Here is a 22,234-nt window from a genome sequence, read left to right as displayed (position 1 = left end):
GCCTCAGGCGGCCGCTTTTTTCTGCCCTGAAGGCAGGGGCGCATGCGGCGGTGTGGACGGAAAGAGCTCGCTGATCGCCCGCGCCCGGAAATCGAAGATCGCGGCGAGTCGTCGCCGCAGCCACACGCGATTGACGATGCCGCCGAGCGGACCCCAGCCGGGATCGTAGGTGATGCGATCCGTCATGTGCACGCCGCGGCCGTCCGCCGCGGCGGCGAAATGATGCTCGTGATGCCAGAGCTGGTACGGGCCGATGCGTTGTTCATCGACGAAGAAGTGGGGCTCCCGCACGTGGGTGATCTCCGTGAGCCAGCGGGTCGTGACACCCGGCGTGACGCCGATCCGGTACTCAATCATCTGGCCCGCGTACATTCGCGGGGCGACATCGCCGACGATCGCGAAGCGCAGGTCCGGCGGCGTGAGCCGATCGAGATTGTGGGGCGAGGCGAAAAACGCCCAGGTCTGTGCCGGGTCACCGGGGACGTACTGCTCACGGCTGAAGGAGTGGATCACGGTGTTGCAACGATTGAGGAGTGCGGGCGGATGCAGCGACGGACCGGCGTGGGGCGCGAGCCGGCGATTGCCATTTGCCGGCCACGCCGGCTACTTCTACCGCATGCCGCGCCTTCCCCGCTCGCTTCCCCTGGTAGTGGCCGTGCTGGGTGCGGCACCGGCGTTTTCCGCCGACCAACCGCAGTGGGGCACGGCGTGGTCGCGCAATCTTGTATCCGCCGAACGGGGACTGCCCGCCACCTTCGATGTCGCGACGGGAAGGAACGTGAAATGGGTGGCCGCGCTCGGCACGGAGTCGCACTCCACGCCGGTGATCGCCGACGGGCGCGTTTTCATCGGCACGAACAATGGCGAGCCGCGCGATCCCCGGCACCCGGGCGATCGGGGCGTGGTCATGTGTTTCTCCGAGCGCGACGGTTCGCTGCTCTGGCAGCTCGTGGTGCCGAAGCGCGAGGAGGATCCGTACTTCGACTGGCCCAAGTGCGGCATCTCGTCGACGGTCACGGTCGAGGGCGATCGCGCCTACGTCCTAGATAACCGCGGGGTGGTGCTGTGCCTCGACGTGCGCGGACTCGCCGACGGCAACGCCGGGCCGTTTCGCGACGAGGCGGCCTACTTCACGCCACGCCGAAATTCCGGCGCCGCGCCGAGGGCCGTCGCGGGTGCCGCGATCCAGCCCGAGCCGGGTCTGCGGCCGCTCGATCGCGAGCCGGTGCAACTCGGACCGCTGGATGCGGACATCGTGTGGGCCTTCGATCTCGTCGCCCAGGCCGGCACGTGGCCGCACGATGCCGCCTGCAGTTCGATTCTCATCCTTGGGGATTATCTCTACGTCAACACCTCGACCGGCGTGGACAACACTCACCGGAAAATTCACACGCCGGATGCGCCGAGCCTCGTGGTGATCGACAAGCGTACCGGCCGCTACGTGGCCCGCGATCGCGAGGGTATCGCGCCGGCGATTTTCCACGCAACTTGGTCCTCACCCGCGGCCGCGGTCGTGAACGGCGAGCCCCGCATCGTCTTCGCCGGCGGCAACGGCATCGTGTACGGCTTCAAGCCGATTACCGGTGCGCCTGAGACCGCCGCGCCGCGCACGCTCGAGAAGACGTTCCAGTACGATCTCGATCCCTCGTCGCCCAAGGACGGCGTTCATCGTTTCACGCAGAACCGCCGCGAAGGGCCGAGCAACATCTACGGCATGCCGGTGGTGCTCGACGGCCGGATGTACGTCGCGGGCGGCGGCGATGTGTTCTGGGGGAAGAACGCCGCCTGGCTCAAGTGCGTGGACCTGACCCGTGCGAACGTGGGCGCGGGGCCGACCGAGGTTTGGTCGTATCCGCTGGTGCAGCACACGCTCACCACGGCCGCGGTGGTCGACGGGCTGGTGTTTGCCACCGATACCGCGAAGAATGTGCACTGCGTCGACGCCGTCACCGGCAAGCCCTATTGGACGCATCCCTGCGGCGGACTGTTCTGGGCGTCGCCGTACGTCGCGGACGGCAAGGTGTACGTCGGCACGCGCACCGGCGAATTCTGGGTGTTCGCCGCGGAACGCGAGAAGCGCGTGCTCTTCCAGCACACGTTTCCCGAGAAGATCAGTGCCACGGTGACGGCGGCGAATGGCGTGATCTACATCGGCACCATGACGCACCTGTACGCGATCGCGGCGCGCTGAGTTGGCGGCGATGAGGAAGTCCGCCACGCGCGCGAAACCTTGGGCGTTGCCTCGCCGCGCGCGCTCGCCTATCCCGGAATGCGTCCGCTCCCCAACTGGCTTGTTATCGCCCCTATGAACTCCTCTCGCTTTTTCGCTTCGATTGCCGCTGTGGCGATCGCTTTGTCGCTGACGGGTGCGTCGTCCACCCGGGCCGCCGATGTCCCGGCGGGCGTCTGGGTCCGCGACGGTTACACGCTCTCGGTGGCGGTCGACGGCATCAAGACGCCGCGCTTCCTCGCGTTTGGTCCGGACAACACGCTGTTCGTCAGCGTGCCGAAGGAAGGAAAAATCATCGCGTGCCGCGACACGAATGGTGACGGCACGTATGAGACGCAGACGCCGTTCGTCGCGGGCAAGGAGCCGAGCAGCATCATGCAGGGCGTGCAGTGGCACGACGGCTGGCTGTGGTTCGCGCAGTTGAACGGGATCAGCAAGGCGCGCGACACGAATGGCGACGGCAAGGCCGATGAGGAAGTCCAGGTGATCGGCCCCGACCTGCTGCCGACGGGAGCCCGCGGCGGTCACATGTGGCGCGCCCTGTTGATTCACAAGGGACGCATCTACACGCATGTCGGCGACCAGACCAATGCCACCGACGAACCCATCGAGGCGTCCGAGCGGAAAAAGATCTGGAGCTTCGCGCTCGACGGGTCGGACAAGAAGCTGTTCGCGTCCGGCATTCGCAACACGGAGAAATTCTCGGTCCGTCCCGGCACCGACGAACTCTGGGGCGTCGATCACGACATCGACAACATGGCCGCGAAGCTCGAGGGGGAGAAGAAGTTCGGCCAGCCGATCACGGACCACAATCCGCCGGCGGAGTTGAATCATTATGTCGAGGGCGGCTTCTACGGGCACCCATGGATTCTCGGCAAGAATCAGCCCAACCTGAATTTCCTGAATGAGCCGCGCCTGATGGAATACGCGAAGATGACCACCGTGCCCGAGTGGCTCCTGCCGGCGCACAGCTCGGCGAATTCGCTCACCTTCTACAACGGCGACAAGTTCCCGAACGCCCGCGGCGATCTCTTCGTCGCGTTCAAGGGTGGTTGGAACGCGAGTGCCAAGGTGGGCTATTGCGTTTCGCGCCTCCTCTTCGAAAACGGCCATCCTTACGGTGAATTGAAGATGGTGAGCTTCCTCAAGAACGGGACCGAGATTCTCGGCCGGCCCGCGGATTGCACCCAGGCGCCGGATGGCTCGCTCCTCTTCAGCGACGACTTCGGCAACAAGGTTTACCGGCTGAGTTACGTCGGCAAGTAACCCTGCGTCGGAATGCCATCACGCCACCTGGGGTGGTGTCATTCCGGGTATCGGTTCCGCTTGGACGTCGCGACTGCGCACACGCTCACTTGCGCAATCGCCGATGCCGCTTGGCGCTGCCTGAGCGGGCTTAGCGGAGTCGGGCGCAGTGTAGAAAGTTCAGACATGGAATGACGGCACATTGGGGTGTTGCTCCCGGTCGCAAGGAGGGTGAGCCCCCTGTTCCGACCGTCTCTTTCCCTCGCGATCGTCGCCGCTCTCAGCACCGGCGTCGCTTACGCGCAATCCGCCGGGAGCACGGCCATCGTGCAGCCCGCTTCGCCCGCTCCGGGCGTGCCAGCGACGAGCGTGGCGACGCCGTCGACGGCAGCGTCGGTCGAGTCGGCACTTTCGTCCGACACGTCTCCGCCGACGCGCGTGAGCCAGACGGTCTATACGCCGCAGTTGCCCAGTCCGGCTGACCTGACCTCCGCCGCTGCCGCTCAAGGACTGACCGTCGAGCGTATCGTCCAAACGTCGACGCAGCTGATTGCCTTCTATCGCAACGCGAGCGGCCAGGCAGTGACGGTGGCCTATCAATCGCTGCCGCCGGCGGGCGTCGCGGCACCCACATCGACATCGACGGCACCTGCGCCGCGCGTCGTGGTGGTTTCGCCGCCTCCGGCGGTCGTCTATGAGACGGCACCGCGCGTGATCTACTACGAACCGTCGCCCTATTATTATCCGGGCATCTGGTATCCACCGGTCTCGTTCAGCTTCGGGCTCGGTTATCGCTCGTTTCACGGCGGCGGTTATTCCCGGGGCGGTTTCCGGCACCGGTGATCGTCTGACGTCGCTCATCCGCTTTTCCCATGAATAAATCCATCGTCGTGATTCCGCTTCTGGCCGCATGCACCGTGCTCGCGGGGTGCGTCGGGACCGGTCCTAACACGGAACAAGGTGCGGTCACCGGCGGCGCGCTGGGTGCGCTCGCGGGCGGCATCATTGGCCACAACAGTCGGGGCGGTGACGCCTTCGGCGGCGCCATCCTCGGAGCGGCGGCGGGCGCGGTGGCGGGTGGCGTGATCGGCAACAACGTCGATCAGGAGCGCGGTACGATTTACGGCGCGCCGGGTCGCCCGCCCGGGCGCTATGAAACGCCCGACGATCGCGGCTATCGCGTTTCCCGGGCGCAGCCGCCGGCGCCGCCGCCCACGCCGGTCGATGCCATTCCGCAGCAGCCTGCGTCGAATGCGATCTGGGTGGCCGGCTACTGGATCTACGACGGACGAAACTACACGTGGATGAGCGGACGCTGGGAAGTGCCGCCGCCGCTCGCCAATACCTACGTGCCCGCGCACTCCGAGACGCAAAACGGCCGGCTGGTGTTCGTGCCGGGGCACTGGCGCTGACGGCTCCCGCGAATCACGCGAACGGACGCGAATTTGGCCTTCGTGCGTGGCTTCGGGCGATCGCGGGGTGGCGCCGATGCTGTCGTGCGGAGTGGGCGGAGTGTGTCAGCGATAGTCGGCGCCCGTGAGGCTCTGGAGCACCGATTGCTGCCAGTCGCGCAATGCCCGCTCGAGTTGCTTCGCCTCGTCCGGATGGGTGGCGATGATGTTGTGCTTCTCCGCTGGATCGTTGCGCACGTCGAAGAGTTCCCGCGAGGCCGCGCGCTCACCGTCGATGACGAGCTTGTAGCGGTTGCCGAGCATGGCGCGCGGGCCGGCGAAGTCGCCCTCCTGGATGTCAGGGTGCCGGTAGTTCAGAAAGTTCCGCGTCGCACCTTCGGCACTGAGCTTCGCAAGCGGAGTGGTGCCCTTCTGTAGCTCGGGATCGATGTAGGGCGTGGCGCTGGCGGGGGCGCGGGGGCGTCCGTTCCAGAAGCCGATGGGACGGGGACGTTCCGCCAGGGTGCCTTTCAGCACCCCGACGAGGCTGATGCCGTCGAGCGGTCGGGCCGGCACGGGTTGTCCGGCAAGTTCGCAGAGCGTGGGCAGGATGTCGCTCGTGACGGTATTGACGTCGCTCGCACGCGGCCGGGCGATCGCCGCGGGCCACTCGATCACGGCGGGAACGCGAATGCCGCCCTCGTAGATTGCGCCCTTGTAACCGCGGAAGGGAACGGTCGCCACGGCTTCCTGCGGGGTGCCATTGTCGCCGCAGTACCAGAGCAGCGTGTTGGCGCGCAGGCCGGCGCCGCCCAGATGGGTCCGGAGCTGTCCGATTGAGCGATCCATCGCGGTGATTTCCGCGAAACGCTCCCGCAGCACCTCGCGTTGGAGGCGTTGGACGGGGCGGCCGGTCTCGTTCGACGTCAACCGCACCTGACGATTGCCAAACGAGGTGGGGAGCTGGTCGTAGAGCGCCAGATCCGCGGGCAGGGCGCTGTAGGGTTCGTGCGGAGAGCCAAACCAAATCACCACGAAGAACGGGCGCTGGTTCTGCTTGGCGCGATCAATGAAGCGCAGCGCCTCAGCCACGATCAGCTCGGAGCTCTCGCCCTTTAACTGTTCAGGTGGCCCGCCGTTGCGGGAAAAAAACGGGTTCAGTTCGAAAAAATTATCGTGCGAGAGCCACTCGTCGAAACCCATGGCACCGGGATTGGTCGGTGACGCCGCCTTGACGGGTCCGAGATGCCATTTGCCGAAGTGACCCGTGGCATAGCCGGCCTTGCGGAGCAGGTGGGCAACGCTGGTTTCCTCGGGTCGCAGCGAGTAGCCCGGCGCGAACGTGCCGTAACGATTGTGGTGACGACCGGTGATCACCGTGCCGCGGGTGGGAGAACAGCTGGAGCCCGCGGAGTAGAAGCGATCGAGCCGCAGCCCCGACGCCGCCATCTGATCGAGGACGGGGGTTTTCAGGTAGGGGTGGCCGTTGTAGCCCGTTTCATCCCAACCGTGATCGTCGCCCATCAGGAGGACGATGTTGGGCCGGTCGGCCGTCGGGGCCGCCGGAGATGACACGGCCGCCGCGCAGGCGGCACCGGACAAGACGAGCACAAGAGCAAGAAGCCTGGTACGCATGGGATGAAGGGGTCGGGGTCCGACTGACGGAGGGATCGCAAAAGGATCCGCAGCTCCGGCAACCGTGTGAATCCCTCCGATCGATACAAGGGTCGAATGGGCCGCGCTGGGGCGCGTCGCGACGAGATTCGATTCAACGACCGATCTGATCGTCGCCGCATTTCGGAGGAGGCGCGGACTGCCGGCGTGATGGCACGCAGCGGATTCTGATCGATTTCGCATCAAAGGCATTGACGTCGCAGCCGGTTCGGGACTCGGCTGTGGGCACCCTTGGTGTTTCCCGCGCGGGCGGGCGCATCACCCCGATGACTTTCGCTTTTGGCGGTCAGAACTCCTTCCGCTTTTTCTTCCGCACTTCCGCGGAGGAAATCCCTTGCGCCGCGTTTTTTTCGCGGTTGCGCAAACCCTGCGGGCCTTCCGCCCGTCCCATCATCAGTACGCTTTCGCGACTGTGGCGATAATCATCATGGTAATCCTCGGACTCGCGGCCCTGCTCGGAGGCGGTGTCATAGCCTTGCTGGCGTCACGCAGTGCGCCGGAAGGATTCGAAGACAAGGAAGGCTTTCACGTCGGCCACGCGCCGAAAGCCCCGCGTCCCCGCCGGAGTTCGCGGGCGTGAGCGTTGCGGTCCGGGCCGCGTTACATGCTGCCCTCGTTGCGGGCCCACTGAATCGCGTGGCGGACGAGATCCGCGCCGGATTCGAGGTTGAGTTTCAACTTCAAATGCTCGCGGTACGAATCGATGGTTTTTGAACTCAGGCTGAGCTTCTGGGCGATCTGGCGCGTGCTGTAACCGTTGCCGATCAGCTGGAAGACCTCCATCTCGCGATCGCTCAGCGTGTCGATGGAGAACACCATGTTGTCGCCCTTCTTGTTCACGAAGCGGTGCAGCATCTTCTCCTTGATCTTGTCGCTCAGGTAAATCTCGCCCTGCAGCAGCCGCTGGATGGCGGCGATGATCTTTTCGCCGGCTTCCTGCTTCATCAAATAACCCATGGCCCCGGCCCGCAGCGCGCGTTCGGCGTAGAGGCCCTCGTCGTGCATCGACACGATCAGCACGGGCAGATTCGGCGCCTGCACCTTGATGTTCTTCGTGAGCTCGATGCCGTTGGTGGTCTTCAACGCGATGTCCACGATGGCCAGGTCGGGCTGGAGTTTGCCGACCAGTTCGATCGCGTACGGTGCGTTGTCAGCCTCGCCGCAGACCTCGAGATTGGGCTGCTGGTTGACGAGCGCCTTCATGCCCTGGCGCGTGATGGGATGATCGTCCACGAGCAGCACCTTGAGCTTGTGCGACACGGCGGCCGGAGCGGAATCAGGAAGGGCGGGCGCCGTGGCCGTTGCAGCGGCAACGGACTTGGGGGCGGTCTTGGTTTTCATGCTAAAGGGGATAAACGAACCGACATTCGACCCGGGTGCCGGCATTGGCGCCGGACGTAATGGTGAGGGTGCCGCCGATCATGGCCGCCCGATATGGCATCAGGCTCATGCCGGAACTCGGGCCGTGCTCGACATTCGGATCGAAGCCGCAGCCGTCATCGGCGATGATCAGCACCTTGGTCTCGCGCGAGAAATCGGCCGTGACCGTGATGTGCTTGGCGGCCGCGTGCTTGACCGCGTTGTTGATCGCCTCCTGCGCGATGCGATAAAGGTGCAACGCCACGCTCGTTTCAACCTCGACGCTCCCGCGCGTCTCCAGCTGGCACTCGATGCCGTGCAACCGGTGCACCTGAAACGTCAGGTCCTCGAGCACGGTTTCCAGACCGCTGGTCTGCAGCTGGACCGGACAAAGGCCACGGGCCAGCGCCCGCGTCTGCGCGATCGCCTCCTGTACGAGGGAGGAAATGGTCGCGGCGTCCGACGCCTCGTCCCGCCGCTGGCTCTGCAACTTATCCCGCAGCGCCGCACTGAGGCAGGAGATGCCGGTGAGATACTGGCCCAGACCATCGTGCAGGTCGCTGCCGATCCGGTTCTTCTCCGCATCGCTCACGCGCAGCAGCTCGCGTTCGACCAACCGGCGCTGCGTGATGTCGATGCCGGCAAGGCCCTGCAGGTTGCGCCCGCTGCGCTCGACCATCGGAAACGTGGTGATCAGCCAGTGGCGGTTGCCGTGGGAATACTGCGTGGGGCCGTTCGAGGCCGAGGTGAGTTTGCGCGCGGCGATGACGCCCTGCACCGAGAAGTACTGCTTGAAGATCTCGTTCTGAAAGAGGATCGCGCCGCGGTCGTCGAAGATGCAGACCGCGCACGGCACGCTGCGCATGAACAGCTGCAGCTGCGCCTGGCTTTCGCGCAGGGCCGACAGCATCTGCGCGTGATTGATCGAGTAACGGATCGCGCGTTCGAGGCGGGTCGTGTCGAGCGAGCGTTTGCAGAGATAGTCCGCCGCGCCACCGTCCAGGGCCGCCTGATCGATCTCGGGATTTTCCGAACCGGTCAGAAGAATGATCGGAATGTCGCACTGCTGGTTCTGCAGCGCGCGAAGGGTTTCCAGTCCGGTTGTGCCGCCGAGCTTGTAGTCGAACAGCCCCACATCGAAACGGCCCTGCTGCACGGCGGTGAGCGCGGCCGACTCCGTCGGCGCCCACTCCAGCTGATACGTGCACATCTGGCTTTTCCCGAGGAGGATTTTGACGAAGGAAAAGTCGTCCTCGTTGTCATCCAGGACCAGCACGCGCACAATGCTGGCCGTGGTCGGCCGGCGCGACATCTCCGCCATCTTGGGCCGGAGGCTGCTGACTGGCGGGATCTCGTCCGTGATATTCATGAGCGATCCGCAGAAGACGTCGGCGGAAGAACAGCGTGGTGGTGCATCGCCGCGCGGTCAATGCGGCTTCGCGGATTCATCCGCACTTCCCGCGTCGATGAACGGAAATGGGCTTCGCCCGACGGCCGGCTTGCGTCCGCCGCCCGGCACCGGAGGATGCCGCGATGGACTGCCGTTCCGGTTGTGGTGCGTGTTGCATCGCGCCGTCGATTTCCTCCCCGATTCCCGGCATGCCCCATGGCAAGCCGGCGGGAGTGCGTTGCGTGCAACTGCTGCCGGATTTCCGCTGCGCCTTGTTCGGCCGGCCAGAGCGGCCACGCGTGTGCGCCAGTCTGCGCGCGAGCGAGAGCATGTGCGGGTCGCACCGCGAAGAGGCGCTGGCCGTGCTCGCGGCGATGGAGCTGGCGACGCTGCCCGATCCGGCGCCCACGGGCTTCAGCCGCGACTGAGACGACGGCTCGCATCACGCTGACGCGGCCGCAAGTCCCTGCCGCACGAGCGGCGCGACCCGGGTGCCGAGGAGTTCGATGGCGCGCATCATCTTGCGATGGTCGAGCGGGCCGACGCCGAGCAGCAGGGTCAGCCGAGAAATGCCCCCGAGCGCGTGGTTCACGTGGAGGATTTTTTCCGCGATGGCCTCGGGATCGCCCACCATGAGCGCGCCCGTCGGGCTGCGCGCCGCGTCGTATTGCGCCCGCGTCACCGGCGGCCAGCCACGCTCCCGGCCAATCTGGGTGAACGCCTTCGCGTAGCAGGGATAGAGATCCTCGACCGCGCGCTCGGTCGTATCCGCGAGGAAACCGATCGCGTGAATCCCGACGCTGAGATTTTCCGGCGCATGTCCGGCGCGGGCACCGGCCGCGCGGTACTGATCGACCAGCGGTCGAAACCGATGCGGCTCGCCGCCAATGACCGCGAGGACCAGCGGCAGGCCCAGCGTGCCGGCGCGCGTGAAGGACGCCGGCGTGCCTCCGACGCCGAGGCGGACGGGCAGGGGATTTTGCAGCGGACGCGGGTAAACGCCCTGACCGGTGAGTGGCGGGCGGTGTTTCCCCGACCAGTGAACTTCGGTCTGCGTCCGCAGCTTCAACAACAGATCGAGTTTCTCCGCGAAGAGCGCGTCGTAGTCGTCGAGATCGAAACCGAAAAGCGGATACGACTCGATGAACGAGCCGCGCCCCACGATGATCTCGGCGCGCCCTTGGGAAATCAAATCGAGCGTGGCGAAATCCTGAAACACCCGCACGGGATCGTCGGAGCTCAGCACCGTCACGGCACTGGCCAGCCGAATCCGCTTCGTGCGTGCGGCGGCTGCGGCCAGAATCACGGCCGGCGCCGAGGCCAGGAAATCCGGCCGGTGGTGTTCGCCAATGCCGAATACATCGAGGCCCGCCTGATCGGCGAGTGCGATCTGTTCCAGGAGCTCGCTGATGCGCGTGGCCGCGCTGGAATCCGCCGTGGAGCCGGTGGCGGGAGTGGTCGGGACGAAGCTGTCGATGCCGATCTGCATGGGAGCGTAAACAGGAAGGAAGTGGAAATCGCGTGACGGTGGACGGTGACGTGCCGGCCACCCTCAACCAAGGGCGCGAGCGCGACAAGTGCGCGCTGGCCGTCCGGCCGCGGCAGGCGAGGCGTCGCCAGCGCCGCTCTCCCGTCAGGGAGCGGCTTCGACGGTCGCCGGCAGGCCCGACAACACCAACGCCTCAATCTCGTCCACCGACAGCACGGCGTTGGCGAGTTGGAAGATTGTGCGGATGCCGGGCGCGGCGCGGAACGACGCGGAGGGGACGGAGGCGGCTGCGGCTGACGGCGCGGAGCCGTCGCGACGCGGCAACGACGACCGCAGCACCACGCGCAGCATCCGGCGCAGACGCGGCTGCCGTCGGATCCACTGCAGCACTTCGAGACCCGAACCGGGCATCTCCAAATCCAGAAACGTGAGCAGCGGCAAGGTCTGCTCGCCGCGCGCGAGCCGGCCCTTGAGGTAGGCGATCGCACGGCGGCTGTCCTGCACGACATCGAGGCGCGCCTTCACGCCCGCACAAGCCAGCGCGTGCTGCGTCAGCGCGAGCGCCTCGGGATTGTCATCGACGATCAGAATCGGGCGCATCGGCGGGGTTGGCGGCCGGTCGGCTCAAGGCCGGGACTCGGGCGCCGCGGCGTGGCAATGGATCAACTCCTTCACGACTTCGCCGAGATCGCGCCAGCGAAACCAGGGCAGCACGTAATCGACGCCCGCGGACTGCGCGGCCTTTTCCATCCCTTCCATCGCGGTGCGCATCACGATGGGCACGTCGAGATGCATTTCCCGAATTTTGCGCACCAGGGTCAGACCGTCCATCCACGGCATCCGGTAGTCGGTCACAATCGCGGTGAAGGCCTGCACGCGCAGCAACTCGAGGGCGGCGGGGCCGGATTGAACGTGCTCCACGGTCGCTTGCGGAAAGATTTTCTGCAGATTTCTGCAGGCGAGAAAGGTGCTGTCGTCGTCGTCGTCTACAATGAGAAATCGCTCGGGCATGAAATGGGTCTCCACGTGTTTTAGCGTTAAGAACGCCTGTGAGTGCACGGGAGCAAAGCGAAAGAAATGGGACTTTCCCGAAATGCGGATGGGAAAATCTCGCATGGTTCAGGTTGCGTTTTTTTTGGCGAAAGATCCGTAAAAACCGGCGCGTTTCCAGCACACGGTTTGCATCCAGACGGCCGCATTTCGGAGGTGCCGGCGGCAGTCGCGGATCTTGTGTCCCGCCCAAGGGAGACGAGCCACATCGGGTGGGCTAGGCGCGCGTTCTCGTGCTCAAAGCATGCGGCGCGGACGCGAGGCTTGCGGCGCGGACGGCCGGCGCTTGAGTCACGCCCGTGGCTAAAACCGACGAAGCTCCCACCATCATTTTCTCGATGCTCGGCGTCTCGAAAAAAATCGAGCGCAAGGAAATCCTCCGCGACATCTCGCTCTCGTTTTACTACGGGGCGAAAATTGGCGTGTTGGGCCTCAACGGCTCCGGCAAATCGTCGCTGCTGCGGATTCTGGCAGGCCGTGACACCGAGATCGACGGCCGGCTGCATTTCGAGCCGGGGTATTCCGTCGGCCTGCTCGAGCAGGAGCCCCACCTCACGCCGGGTTCGACCGTGCGCGCGAGCGTCGAAGAGGGCGTGAAACACCTCACCGATCTCACCGCGGCTTACGATGCGACGTGGGACGAGTTGAACGAGGCGCCCGATGATGCCGCCAAGGACGCCATCATGACGAAGCAGGGTGAGCTGCAGGAGAAAATTGATGCACTCGGCGCGTGGGATGTGACGCCCCAGGTCGAGATGGCGATGGACGCCCTGCGCTGTCCGCCCGGCGATGCGCTGGTCGACAAGCTCTCCGGTGGAGAACGGCGTCGCGTGGCGCTGGCCCGCCTGCTTCTCAAGAAGCCCTCGATTCTTCTGCTCGACGAGCCGACCAACCACCTCGACGCCGAGAGCGTGCACTGGCTCGAGCAGCATCTGGCGCGTTACGAGGGTACCGTGATCGCGGTGACGCACGACCGCTACTTCCTCGACAACGTCGCGCAGTGGATTCTCGAACTCTCCTTCGGTCACGGCATCCCGTGGAAGGGCAACTATTCGTCGTGGCTCGAGCAGAAGCAGGCGCGATCCGCCGTGCAGCAGCGCACGGAGGACAAGCGCTCCAAGGCGATGGCGCGGGAGCTCGAGTGGATTCGTTCCGGCGCGAAGGCGCGGCAGGCCAAGGGTCAGGCGCGCATCAACGCCTACGAAAAGATGCTCAAGGAAAACGTCACCGAGAAGGAGCGCGAGTTCGAGATCCTCATCCCGCCGGGTCCGCGGCTCGGCACGCTTGTCGTCGAGGCGCAGAAGCTGGCGAAGAGTTACGGCGACAACGTGCTGTTCGAGAACGTGAATTTCTCGCTGCCGCCGGGCGGCATCGTCGGCGTGATCGGGCCGAACGGCGCGGGCAAGACGACGATGTTCCGCTTGATCACGCAGGCGGAGCAGCCGGACGGCGGCACGCTGCGGGTCGGAGATACGGTCAAGATCGCACACGTCGATCAATCGCGCGACACGCTGCCCGACACCGAGACGATCTGGCAGGCGATCAGTGGCGGCGAGGAGATCATGCGGCTGTCGAACCGCGAGGTGAACAGCCGCGCGTACTGCGCGCAGTTCGGCTTCACCGGCGCCGATCAGTCGAAGAAGGTCGGCGTGCTCTCGGGCGGCGAACGCAATCGCGTCCACCTCGCGCGCCTGCTCAAGAGCGGCGCCAATCTGATCCTGCTCGACGAGCCCACCAACGACCTCGACGTGAACTCAATCCGCGCGCTCGAGGAGGGCCTGGAGAACTTCGCCGGCTGCGCCGTGGTGGTGTCGCATGATCGCTGGTTCCTCGATCGCGTCGCCACGCACATTCTCGCCTTCGAGGGCGACAGCACCGTGACCTGGTTCAACGGCAACTACTCGAGCTACCTCGAGGACTTCCGCCGCCGGAAGGGCCGCGAGGCCGATCAGCCGCACCGCATCAAGTATCGCAAGCTTGGACACGGCTGAGCCGCCGGGCTCAGAAGCGCACGCCGGTAGTCACGCGCCAGACGACAGGCGTGTCGATCCCGTAGATGGCGAGGTTGGTGAACGAGGTCTCGTTGAGATAGCGTTTCGCCTTGAGCAGATTGTCGGCGTTGAACTGCACCCAGGCGTCGCGCTGGCGGACCTTGAAGACGTACTTGGAGAAAACCAGCAGCGACTGCGCCGACGGCTGCCAGTAGTCGACGAACGGCGAGCCCACGACCGTGTTGGACTGTCGGATACGCCCGAGATACCGGTCCGAGGTGAAGCGATAGCCGCCGCCCACGGACAGGCCGCGGAGCGCGCCGCTCATGAACCGATAGCTCACGACGGTACCGTAATTGCGCTTGGCGAAACCACCGAGCCGCTGGCCAACGACGCTGGGGTTCTGGTCCTTGGTGGTTTGCGCGTCCGTCAGCGTGGTGGACAGCGTGGCCTGCAGGCCGCGCAGCGGCTGCACCGTGAGGTCGAAGTCCCAGCCGTGGGAGTTGTATTCGCCGAGCGCGACGGTGTCTCCGCGGGACGTGTTCGGCGCCAAGGCGTTCGCGTCGAAGCCGGGATCGCGCGGGCCGCGGCCGCTGGTGTCGCGGGTGTTCACGTTGAACGCGCCGGCGTCGGTCGTGGCGCGATTCTTGTCGGTGGTGTCGAAGTAGCTGAACGTACCCGAGATCATGCGATCGAAGAGTTCGATCTTCACGCCGGTCTCGTGGCTCACGCCCTCGCGATTGGGCAGCAGCTCGTTGAACGAGTTCATGTTCGTCGGCACCTGGAACGACTCGAGATAGCTGCTGTAGAGGCCGATGGCCGGTGTCACCTGATACACGATGCCCGCGCTTGGCGCGCTGCCCCAGCGGTGCGGCCGTGACGGCAGCGTCGGATTGTTGAGGGCACCGTTCGCGAGCGTGTAGGTCGTGCGAAAACTCTCGATCTGGCTGTGGTAGGAAATGCCGGCGAGTGGGAAGAAGGTGCCGATGCGCGTCGGGTATTCTCCCGTGTAGATGATGTTGCCCTGGTGGCGGTGCGGGTTGTCATGCGCGTCCTGCGTGTAGCGCCAGAGGTAGTTCAGATTGGCCGGGTAGCCGCGATCGTAGCCGTTGAGCTGGTTCGGGCTCGCGCCCTCGATCTGCAGCCACGGCCCCTTGGTCTCGTTGGCGGCGACGAGTCCGGTGAGTGGATTCGTGCCGGGAGCGTAGGCGCGATAGCTCTGCGAGTCGGTGTAGAATGTGTAGTAATTGTACTTCAACACCAGCTGGTGCTTGGTCTCGCGGAAGGTGGCGTCGAAGAGCCCGCGAAAGGCGATCTGCGTCGTGCGCTGCGCCATTTGGGTCCGGTCGAAGCTCGAGACGCGCAGCGAGCGAAACGGCGGCAGGCCTGCGGGAGCGGCGGATTCCTCGAAGTTCTGGTGACCGGCCAGGAGTTTTTCGTTGTACCACTGGTTGTACAGATTCGCCTCGGTCTTGAAGTGCGCCGCCCACTTCTGGCTCCACATCGCGGTGAGGTAGCGATGGTCCTTGGCGGTCTCGACATCAGGACCGGAGATGGACCAGTTGAGCGGGAGATTGTAGGCGAGATACCAAGGCAGGCGCACGGACTGGCCGTTGCGCGTGACCGTGGCGAAACGCAGCGCCGTCCGGTTGCCCTGGTTGGAGCGATCCCGCACCTGTTCGATGTCGAAGCCGAGGACAGTGTTGGGAAACGGCTTGTAGACCGTCGAATTGAACACCAGCAGGCGGCGATCGGAGTCGAACTCCGGGATGTTCGTCTGGCCTTGCAGCGAGTTGCCGTTGAACGCGGCGCGCGCGTACTGGACGCCGAGCCGCGTGCTGAGCTTCCGGGTGAGCACCCGGTTGAGTTCGATGCGGTAGCGTTGCTGGAAGTTGCCGTACTGGACTTCGGCCTCGGAAAAGTTTTTCGACTGCGGACGCTTCGGCACGATGTTGATTGAACCGCCCGCCGACGAGGAGCTCATCAACACCGAGGGCGGGCCCTTGACGAGTTCGATGCGCTCGACCGAGCCGGAGTCGGGCACGCCGTTGGTGCTGTTGCCAACGCGGTTCGTGAACTGGCCGCTGGGATCGATCGCGCCCTGGCCGCGGATCATGCCGGACTCGGGACTGAACGACGCCGAGAACTGCAGCGCCTCGCCGATGGTGTTGGTCTGCAGATCATCGAGCAGGTCGCGATTGACGACCGAAATGGCGAGCGCGAGCTCCTTGATCGGCTTGTCCGCGAGCACCGAGCCGGCCGCGGCATTGCTCGAGTAGTAGCCGCGATCGCGATCGGTCGAGACGGTGAACTCCGACAGCTTTACGGTCTCCGCCGCGTCGAGCCCGGGCGTGGAAGCGGTGGGGGACGGCGCCGCCACCGTCTGGCCGTGGGCGAGCGGTGCCAGCGTGAGGTGGGTGCCGGCGAGGCAAAGCAGCAGACAACGCGGAACGGGTGATTTCATGGGGAAGCGGGTTTGGGGATGCGAGGGGCGCGGTTAAGGCGCGCGGCGGTCGAAGTATTCGGCAAGCGAGTACACCTGGCGGTTGAGCTCGCGCATCGCCGCGAGCAGCGGCGCGTAGGGTTCGAGCCGGAGGTTCACGATGCCTTTGTTCGAATCCAGATTGGACGGGTCCGCGGTTTTGCTGGCCGGGTCGTTGTCGCGATACTTGAACCAGTGCCAGCCCACGCAGCCGCCCGTCTCGATCAGGCCGAGGGTGAAGTTCTGGTAGAACCGTCCGCGGTCCGCCTGCGTTTTCACCACCCAACCGGCCCCGGTGGTGTTGGCGAAGCCGGAGTCCATGCCCTTCGCGTACCACTCGGTGACGAGAAACGGCTTGCCCGACCACTTCACCCAGTTGGCGGTTCGCACCGGGTCGGGCGTCCAGGCGTGGTAGTAGTTGACCGCGATGACATCGAGATGGCGGCCGGCGGCGGCGAAGAGGGGCGCCGATTGCAGCGCCTGAAAATCGAAGCGCGGCCCGAGGCAGAGATGATTCGGGTCGACCTTGCGGATCGCGGCCGTGGTGATGGCCAGATAGCGCTCGGCCACGAAACCGAGGAAGTCGTGACGCATCGCGTCGGTGAGGCCCTGCTCGGACGGCTGGTTGATTCGGCGTTGGGCAAGCCACGCCTCGGCGGCGACGCGCCCTGGATCGCCCGCCGCGAGTTTGAGAAAGTTGTCGAGCGACTTGAGGTAGAATGGCAGCTCGTTGTCCGAGAAGTGTCCGAGCAGCCACGGGTCGTCACGGGTGGTCGCGAGCTGGCGCGCATAGTCGTCGCAGAACGTCTCGAACGCCGGGTCGAACACGAAGATGCAATCACCCGGATAGCCGAGATGGCCCGATTGCTGGTAAACGCCGCCACGCTTTCGGCCGTACGCGCCCATGAAATTCCACATCCGCGTGTACACGACCGGGTGTTTGCTGGCGCGCAGCAGCGCCGTGTCCGACCAGGCACTGGTGCCGTTGAAACCATGCGCGTGGAGCAGGTCCGTGGTGGCGTCGGCCCACTCCGTGGCCGGGCCCGACGCCGGCGGATGCTTCACATCCACGACGCCGACATGGATGAAACGATGACCCTCCGGATCGATCAGCCACCAGCGACGGTTGATCGTCTCAGCGCGGAAGAAGCCGGACGCGCGACGCGTTTCGCCGGCCATGCCGCCATAGCGCGAGAGCGCCGTATCCGTGGTGGTTTGATAGCCGGGAAGGTGGCTCACGATACGCGTCGGATACTCCTGCCAGGGATTGCCCGGTTTCGTCTTTGCGGCGCTGACGGTGAACGGCTCCGCAGCCACGCCCGTGCTGGTGAGTACGAGGACGGCGGATACAAGCAGGCGGAAGCGGGAACGGGCTTTCATCGAAGTGACAGCGTGGCGGAGTCGGGGAAATGGGTACGGCAGGCCCGGCAACGTGCGGGACGGCGACGCAGGAGAGGAGAACGGCGTGAGGCCGGCTTTTACCGGGGGCGCGGAACCGGGGCGATTGACTCGGTGGCCGCGAGCGCGGCGCGCAGGTCCGCCAGCATCTTCGGCACCTCGACGGTGGAGTCGTAGCCCTTGCGTCGCATCGAGAGCGTTTCGATCGGCAGGTAGCCGCGATAGCCGGACTGCCGGATGATCGTGATGAGTTTCTTCATGTCGGTCGCCGGCGAATCGACCGAGCTCTGCATCGTCTCCTTGATCTGCCAGTTCACTGCGTAGGGTGCCGTCAGCGCGATGTCGGCGTACGGATCGGGCGTCAAGTATTTGCCTGTATCAACGAGGGCGCCGCACCACTCATGGTCCACGCGACGGAGCAGGCTGAGATGCTCCGCACCGGTGTTGATGAAGTCGCCGTGATTCTGCACGCCGACGATGACGCCGAACTTCTTGCCGTGATCCGCGCATTCGCGCAGGGCGTCGGCCAGGTAACCCTCGACGGTCGCGCGGGGAGCGTTGTCGGCCGCCTGCTGCCAGTTCTTGAACGGCGGCTGCGAATCCGCGAAGGCCCGCACCACGGGCGCGCCGAGTTTGGCCGCGACCTCGATCCAGGTCTTGAGCCGCTGCACGCCCTCGGCGCGCACGGCCGGGTTCGCGGCGGTGAAATCGTTGCGCACGCCCGTCCCGCTGATCGCGAGTCCCAGATCGAACGCGTGGCGCTTCAATGCGAACAGGTAGCTGTCGGCCGGCGCCTGCGGGTAACCCGGGAAGAAGTAGCCGGTGAGATCGATCGCGTCGAAATTGTGCTGCGCGCAAAAGTCGCAGAGCTGAAATAGATCCAGTCCCTTCGTCTTGTCCTTCGCGTTTGCGTTCAGGAGCTCGAGAAAGGAATACGCGTTTAACGCGGGCCGCAGGTGCGAGCCGCCGATGCGCTTGGGCTGCGCGTACGCGGCCAGCGCGGTCGACGCGGGAATGCTGACGGTGGCGGCGAGCGGCAGGAGGGCGGCCTGCTTGAGGAACGTGCGACGGGAAAAAAGCGAAGTCATCGGGACAACGGGGTGGTTGCCTTCACCTTGGGATTTGGCCGTTGACCGCGCAAGGGGCGGGGTTCTTTACAGTAAAGTCCGTGGCAACCGCTGATCCGCTCTCGAACGACCGCGCCCGGGTGACCATGCGCATGCTGGCCGAGCGGGCGGGCGTCAGCGCGCAGGCGGTTTCGCTCGCGTTGCGCAATCATCCGGGCGTCGCGGTATCGACGCGGCATCGCATTCACCAGATCGCGCGCGAGGCGGGCTACCGGCCCGATCCGCACGTGGCCAGGCTCATGCATCACCTGCGCACGGGACGCGTGCGCCGGGACCGGGCCAACGTGTGTGCGCTGACCACGCGCCCGCCGGGCGAGCCGGAGGTCTTTTGTGATCTCCTGCGCGACGGCGCGAGAGCGGCGGCGGAACTGGCGGGCTTCGCGCTGCAGGTCGTCCATGTGGATCGCGCGGCGGGCGCCGGGGCGCGCTTGCAGCGGGTGCTGCGCTCCCGCGGGATCGAGGGCGTGATTCTACTGCCGATGGCCCGGCCGTGCGCGCTGGACGACTTGCTCGACTGGCGCGAATTCGCCGTCGTCTCCGCGACGCTCTCCGTCACGAGCCCGCGCTTCGACTGCGTCGCGGCGAATCACTTTGAGAATATCTCGGCGCTCTGCGAACGCGTGCGGCAGGCCGGCTACCGACGTCCCGGCCTCGTGATTCGGCCGAAGCACGACGAGCGGTGCGGCCACAACATCACCGCGGCGCACGCGTGGCACGGCATCTACGGCGGCCTCGGTCTGGTGCGCGCGCATTTTTGCGAACGCGTCGATCGCGTCGCGCTCAAGCGCTGGCTGGCGGAGGAAAAACCCGATGTGCTCTTCGCCGAAAAGGACGAACTCGCGCGCGAACTCCTGCAGGAACGCGCACTCATCGGCCGTCGACCGATCGTGACCTGCTCGGCCCGGCCGCTCGCCAACGGCCGGTTTCCCTTTCCCGGCAATTGCGACCGGCCGGATCGGATCGGCGCCGTGGCGGTCGAACGGCTGACGCACATGATCACGATCGGCCGGCGCGGTATTCCGGCCGAGCCGTACACCACGGTGATCAGCGGCTCGTGGGTCGGCGGCGCGATTCCCAACCGGATAAAGCGGTGACCCCCGGTCGCTGCGACCGACGCGCCCGGGACGTCACGGCAGCACGTGCCGGTAGCTGACGAATGCGATCCGCGTGCTGTCGGGCGACCACGACGGAACGTTGAGGGTTCCCTGTCCGCCGAAAAGCGTCGCGATCACCTTCGGCTTGCCGCCCGCGAGCGGCATCAGGCGGAGCGTGACGTTTTGGTCCGCGGGATGGCCTTTGACCGATTTGTCGAACGAAAGCAGGACGAGCCATTTTCCGTCCGGCGACGGATGCGGAAACCAGTCGCCGAAATTCGGATCGGTCGTGACTTGCTCCTGCTGCGTTCCGTCCGGATTCATCCGCCAGATCTGCATCACGCCGGTACGCTCGGAATTGAAATAAATCTTCGTTCCGTCCGCCGTGTACTCGCTGCCGTCGTCGAGACCCTCGGCGGTGGTGAGGCGCTGCTCGACGCCTCCGGCGGCAGGGATCGTGTAGATGTCGAAGTTGCCGTCCCGCCGCGCGCAGTACGCGAGCGTTTTGCCGTCGGGTGACCAGCCGTGCCAATACGACGGTCCCGTGGGCGTCACGAGGCGCGGTTCCCCACCGGTCGCGGGCACGACGTAGATCCGCGATCCCTCCTTGCCGCCGCCCGAACTGAGCGCGAGCCAGCGGCCGTCGAACGAGAGGCCGTGGTCGTTGTTGTTGCGATCGACCGCGCCGGTGTTGAGCCGCTGCAGTTCACCGCCGTTCACCGGTAGCGTGTAGATGCCGCCGGCGCGGTTCACGAGAAGTTGCTGGCCGTCGCGTGACCAGTTCGGCGCTTCGAACAGTGAACGCTCGCGATGGACGAGCGTGCGTTCGCCGGTCGCGATGTTGAGCACTTCCAGGCTGGTTTCGCGGACGCGCTTTTCGCTCGGTTGTGCGATGCGAGACGTGAGCGTGACGTTCGAGACCAGCGCGGTTTCGAGCACGGTGTTGTTGTGGGCGCTTACCGCGAGGCCGACGTGGACGGGATTGGGCAACGCGAGCGACACGGCGCCGACGGGCTGGAAACTCCGGCCATCCTTCGCCACGGAAACGGTAAACACGTCGCCGTCGCGTTCGAGCCGCACCGTCGCGGGCGCCTTGATGGGCGTGCGGACGCCGAAGGTGTCGCCGCCTTTCACCTTGCGATACTGCAGCTCAATCAAGCCGTCGCCGTGCACGGCGACGTCGACGTAGGGCGCGTCGGCGTCGAGCCCCTGACGCACCATCGCGCACACCTTGCGGTGCGCATCCCTGCCGGCGCCTTCCCAGGTGGCGTCCATCGTGAACGCGAGGTCGCCCGCGAGCTCCTTCCAGAGAAAGTGAAACGCGTCCTCCTTCGCCCAGATGTTGGCGCCGCTGCCGGAAATGCGATACTGCCCCGTGGCGGAGTTGAACTCCGCGGAGCCGGGGAGCGCAATTTTGCCGACGTCGGTGGCGTGGGTGAAGGCGCCGAGCGCGGCCGCGTGGAGCGGAGCCAGCGTGGTCAGTGCGAACGTGGCGAGCAGCGCGAGGAAAGCGCGGGGAGCGAGGCAGGGGGGCATGGTGGCGGGGCGTTGGGGGACGGGGCGCGGTGGAACGGTGACGGCGTGCCGCGGAGGTTCAGCTTTGCCGGAACGCGCCAGTGCAACCCGCGCGAACGTTCCCGGCCTCGCGGTTGATTGCAACCGTGCAAGCGGCCGCTTGCGCGCGGAATAATTTGCGCCACGGTGTCTCCCACCCGCCATGAAACGCCTTCTTCTCAGTGCGGCCCTTGGGCTCGCGACACTCTCACTCATGAAATCGACCGCTTCGGCCAAAACAGAATCGCTCGTCCTCGGTGGTGGCTGCTTCTGGTGCACGGAGGCCGCCTATGAAATCCTGCCGGGGGTGAAGGACGTCGTCAGTGGCTACGCCGGCGGCAAGGAGCAGAATCCCACGTACGAGCAGATCTGCTCGAAGCTCACCGGCCACGCGGAGGTGATCAAAATTGATTACGATCCGGCGGTGGTCTCGCTTGAGAAGCTGCTCGATTACTTCTGGCACGTGCACAACCCGACGCAGGTCGGCGGCCAGGGCAACGACCACGGCCCGCAGTACCGCTCGATCATCCTGTTCACGAATCCGGAACAGAAAGCGGCGGCCGAGAAGTCCCGCGCCACGGCGGCCAAGACGTTTCGGGATCCGATCACGACGGAGATCGTGCCGCTGGAGAAATTCTGGGTCGCGGAGAAATATCACCAGGACTATTTCCGGCTGAATCCCAATGCCGGATACTGCGCCTACGTGATCGCGCCGAAGGTCAAGAAGCTGAAGGCCGAAGTCGCGGCGGAGAAGAAGTAG

The 22,234-nt window shown here is 65.6% G+C and carries 19 protein-coding genes; 8 read left to right on the top strand and 11 right to left on the bottom strand.

The window, feature by feature from the left end; translation table 11 throughout:
- Positions 1-3 precede the first annotated feature (3 nt).
- Positions 4-513 carry an SRPBCC family protein gene (locus ACLJEU_RS23690; RefSeq protein WP_414664047.1) on the bottom strand — a complete coding sequence of 170 codons (510 nt, stop codon included), beginning with the start codon at positions 511-513 and terminating at the stop codon, positions 4-6.
- A 103-nt stretch (positions 514-616) separates the two neighbouring features.
- Here ACLJEU_RS23690 and ACLJEU_RS23685 point away from each other — a divergent pair, with 103 nt between their 5' ends.
- The 4 genes from ACLJEU_RS23685 (at position 617) to ACLJEU_RS23670 (ending at position 4,887) form a co-directional block, all read left to right on the top strand.
- Positions 617-2,191, top strand: a complete 1,575-nt coding sequence (locus ACLJEU_RS23685; protein ID WP_414664048.1) for an outer membrane protein assembly factor BamB family protein — start codon at positions 617-619, stop codon at positions 2,189-2,191.
- Positions 2,192-2,305: 114 nt separating this feature from the next.
- Positions 2,306-3,496 (top strand): PQQ-dependent sugar dehydrogenase, encoded by a 1,191-nt coding sequence (locus ACLJEU_RS23680; protein WP_414664049.1) that lies wholly within the window; start codon positions 2,306-2,308, stop codon positions 3,494-3,496.
- A 210-nt stretch (positions 3,497-3,706) separates the two neighbouring features.
- The gene (locus ACLJEU_RS23675; protein WP_414664050.1) at positions 3,707-4,318 is read left to right on the top strand and encodes a hypothetical protein; all 612 of its coding nucleotides are present in this window, start codon (positions 3,707-3,709) and stop codon (positions 4,316-4,318) included.
- A gap of 29 nt (positions 4,319-4,347) precedes the next feature.
- The gene (locus ACLJEU_RS23670) at positions 4,348-4,887 is read left to right on the top strand and encodes a hypothetical protein (protein ID WP_414664051.1); all 540 of its coding nucleotides are present in this window, start codon (positions 4,348-4,350) and stop codon (positions 4,885-4,887) included.
- A gap of 105 nt (positions 4,888-4,992) precedes the next feature.
- Here the strand turns inward: ACLJEU_RS23670 and ACLJEU_RS23665 are convergent, their stop codons facing one another.
- From ACLJEU_RS23665 to ACLJEU_RS23655, 3 genes are all read right to left on the bottom strand, one after another.
- Positions 4,993-6,501 carry a sulfatase family protein gene (locus ACLJEU_RS23665; protein ID WP_414664052.1) on the bottom strand — a complete coding sequence of 503 codons (1,509 nt, stop codon included), beginning with the start codon at positions 6,499-6,501 and terminating at the stop codon, positions 4,993-4,995.
- Positions 6,502-7,140: 639 nt separating this feature from the next.
- Positions 7,141-7,881, bottom strand: coding sequence for a response regulator transcription factor (locus ACLJEU_RS23660; RefSeq protein WP_414664053.1), 741 nt, complete (start codon positions 7,879-7,881; stop codon positions 7,141-7,143).
- 1 nt (position 7,882) lies between these two features.
- Positions 7,883-9,268 (bottom strand): hybrid sensor histidine kinase/response regulator, encoded by a 1,386-nt coding sequence (locus tag ACLJEU_RS23655; RefSeq protein ID WP_414664054.1) that lies wholly within the window; start codon positions 9,266-9,268, stop codon positions 7,883-7,885.
- 164 nt (positions 9,269-9,432) lie between these two features.
- Here ACLJEU_RS23655 and ACLJEU_RS23650 point away from each other — a divergent pair, with 164 nt between their 5' ends.
- Positions 9,433-9,717, top strand: a complete 285-nt coding sequence (locus ACLJEU_RS23650) for a YkgJ family cysteine cluster protein (protein WP_414664055.1) — start codon at positions 9,433-9,435, stop codon at positions 9,715-9,717.
- A 14-nt stretch (positions 9,718-9,731) separates the two neighbouring features.
- Here ACLJEU_RS23650 and ACLJEU_RS23645 read toward each other — a convergent pair whose 3' ends face one another.
- From ACLJEU_RS23645 to ACLJEU_RS23635, 3 genes are all read right to left on the bottom strand, one after another.
- A complete protein-coding gene (locus ACLJEU_RS23645) occupies positions 9,732-10,778 on the bottom strand; it encodes an LLM class flavin-dependent oxidoreductase (protein WP_414664056.1) in 1,047 nt (348 codons plus the stop codon).
- A 144-nt stretch (positions 10,779-10,922) separates the two neighbouring features.
- Entirely contained in the window at positions 10,923-11,378 is a 456-nt protein-coding gene (locus tag ACLJEU_RS23640; RefSeq protein WP_414664057.1) for a response regulator, read from the bottom strand.
- A gap of 24 nt (positions 11,379-11,402) precedes the next feature.
- Positions 11,403-11,789, bottom strand: a complete 387-nt coding sequence (locus ACLJEU_RS23635) for a response regulator (RefSeq protein ID WP_414664058.1) — start codon at positions 11,787-11,789, stop codon at positions 11,403-11,405.
- Positions 11,790-12,127: 338 nt separating this feature from the next.
- Between ACLJEU_RS23635 and ettA the strand changes: the two genes are divergently transcribed.
- The gene (gene ettA / locus ACLJEU_RS23630; protein WP_414664059.1) at positions 12,128-13,819 is read left to right on the top strand and encodes an energy-dependent translational throttle protein EttA; all 1,692 of its coding nucleotides are present in this window, start codon (positions 12,128-12,130) and stop codon (positions 13,817-13,819) included.
- Between the two features lie 10 nt (positions 13,820-13,829).
- Here the strand turns inward: ettA and ACLJEU_RS23625 are convergent, their stop codons facing one another.
- From ACLJEU_RS23625 to ACLJEU_RS23615, 3 genes are all read right to left on the bottom strand, one after another.
- Complete coding sequence (locus ACLJEU_RS23625; RefSeq protein WP_414664060.1) at positions 13,830-16,283, bottom strand: TonB-dependent siderophore receptor; 2,454 nt, start codon at positions 16,281-16,283, stop codon at positions 13,830-13,832.
- Positions 16,284-16,316: 33 nt separating this feature from the next.
- Positions 16,317-17,681 carry a glycoside hydrolase 5 family protein gene (locus ACLJEU_RS23620; protein ID WP_414664061.1) on the bottom strand — a complete coding sequence of 455 codons (1,365 nt, stop codon included), beginning with the start codon at positions 17,679-17,681 and terminating at the stop codon, positions 16,317-16,319.
- A 98-nt stretch (positions 17,682-17,779) separates the two neighbouring features.
- Positions 17,780-18,787, bottom strand: coding sequence for a sugar phosphate isomerase/epimerase family protein (locus tag ACLJEU_RS23615; RefSeq protein WP_414664062.1), 1,008 nt, complete (start codon positions 18,785-18,787; stop codon positions 17,780-17,782).
- Positions 18,788-18,867: 80 nt separating this feature from the next.
- Between ACLJEU_RS23615 and ACLJEU_RS23610 the strand changes: the two genes are divergently transcribed.
- Entirely contained in the window at positions 18,868-19,920 is a 1,053-nt protein-coding gene (locus tag ACLJEU_RS23610) for a LacI family DNA-binding transcriptional regulator (RefSeq protein WP_414664063.1), read from the top strand.
- A gap of 33 nt (positions 19,921-19,953) precedes the next feature.
- On the opposite strand, the gene ACLJEU_RS23605 is transcribed toward ACLJEU_RS23610, so the two are convergent.
- The gene (locus tag ACLJEU_RS23605; RefSeq protein ID WP_414664064.1) at positions 19,954-21,456 is read right to left on the bottom strand and encodes a TolB family protein; all 1,503 of its coding nucleotides are present in this window, start codon (positions 21,454-21,456) and stop codon (positions 19,954-19,956) included.
- A 181-nt stretch (positions 21,457-21,637) separates the two neighbouring features.
- Between ACLJEU_RS23605 and msrA the strand changes: the two genes are divergently transcribed.
- Positions 21,638-22,234, top strand: a complete 597-nt coding sequence (gene msrA, locus ACLJEU_RS23600) for a peptide-methionine (S)-S-oxide reductase MsrA (RefSeq protein WP_414664065.1) — start codon at positions 21,638-21,640, stop codon at positions 22,232-22,234.

Origin of the sequence: Terrisphaera buseokensis, from assembly GCF_047521145.2 — a bacterium.
GTDB lineage: Bacteria > Verrucomicrobiota > Verrucomicrobiia > Opitutales > Opitutaceae > ER46.
The sequence above is the reverse complement of the archived record's forward strand: the minus strand, read 5'-3'. Positions and strand labels throughout refer to the sequence as shown.

Excerpts from the sequence above, each read along its gene's own strand:
- ACLJEU_RS23685 (WP_414664048.1), top strand. The coding sequence starts at position 617 with ATGCCGCGCCTTCCCCGCTCGCTTCCCCTGGTAGTGGCCGTGCTGGGT.
- ACLJEU_RS23680 (WP_414664049.1), top strand. The coding sequence starts at position 2,306 with ATGAACTCCTCTCGCTTTTTCGCTTCGATTGCCGCTGTGGCGATCGCT.
- ACLJEU_RS23670 (WP_414664051.1), top strand. The coding sequence starts at position 4,348 with ATGAATAAATCCATCGTCGTGATTCCGCTTCTGGCCGCATGCACCGTG.
- ACLJEU_RS23665 (WP_414664052.1), bottom strand. The coding sequence starts at position 6,501 with ATGCGTACCAGGCTTCTTGCTCTTGTGCTCGTCTTGTCCGGTGCCGCC.
- ACLJEU_RS23660 (WP_414664053.1), bottom strand. The coding sequence starts at position 7,881 with ATGAAAACCAAGACCGCCCCCAAGTCCGTTGCCGCTGCAACGGCCACG.
- ACLJEU_RS23655 (WP_414664054.1), bottom strand. The coding sequence starts at position 9,268 with ATGAATATCACGGACGAGATCCCGCCAGTCAGCAGCCTCCGGCCCAAG.
- ACLJEU_RS23650 (WP_414664055.1), top strand. The coding sequence starts at position 9,433 with ATGGACTGCCGTTCCGGTTGTGGTGCGTGTTGCATCGCGCCGTCGATT.
- ACLJEU_RS23645 (WP_414664056.1), bottom strand. The coding sequence starts at position 10,778 with ATGCAGATCGGCATCGACAGCTTCGTCCCGACCACTCCCGCCACCGGC.
- ACLJEU_RS23640 (WP_414664057.1), bottom strand. The coding sequence starts at position 11,378 with ATGCGCCCGATTCTGATCGTCGATGACAATCCCGAGGCGCTCGCGCTG.
- ACLJEU_RS23635 (WP_414664058.1), bottom strand. The coding sequence starts at position 11,789 with ATGCCCGAGCGATTTCTCATTGTAGACGACGACGACGACAGCACCTTT.
- ACLJEU_RS23625 (WP_414664060.1), bottom strand. The coding sequence starts at position 16,283 with ATGAAATCACCCGTTCCGCGTTGTCTGCTGCTTTGCCTCGCCGGCACC.
- ACLJEU_RS23620 (WP_414664061.1), bottom strand. The coding sequence starts at position 17,681 with ATGAAAGCCCGTTCCCGCTTCCGCCTGCTTGTATCCGCCGTCCTCGTA.
- ACLJEU_RS23615 (WP_414664062.1), bottom strand. The coding sequence starts at position 18,787 with ATGACTTCGCTTTTTTCCCGTCGCACGTTCCTCAAGCAGGCCGCCCTC.
- ACLJEU_RS23605 (WP_414664064.1), bottom strand. The coding sequence starts at position 21,456 with ATGCCCCCCTGCCTCGCTCCCCGCGCTTTCCTCGCGCTGCTCGCCACG.
- msrA (WP_414664065.1), top strand. The coding sequence starts at position 21,638 with ATGAAACGCCTTCTTCTCAGTGCGGCCCTTGGGCTCGCGACACTCTCA.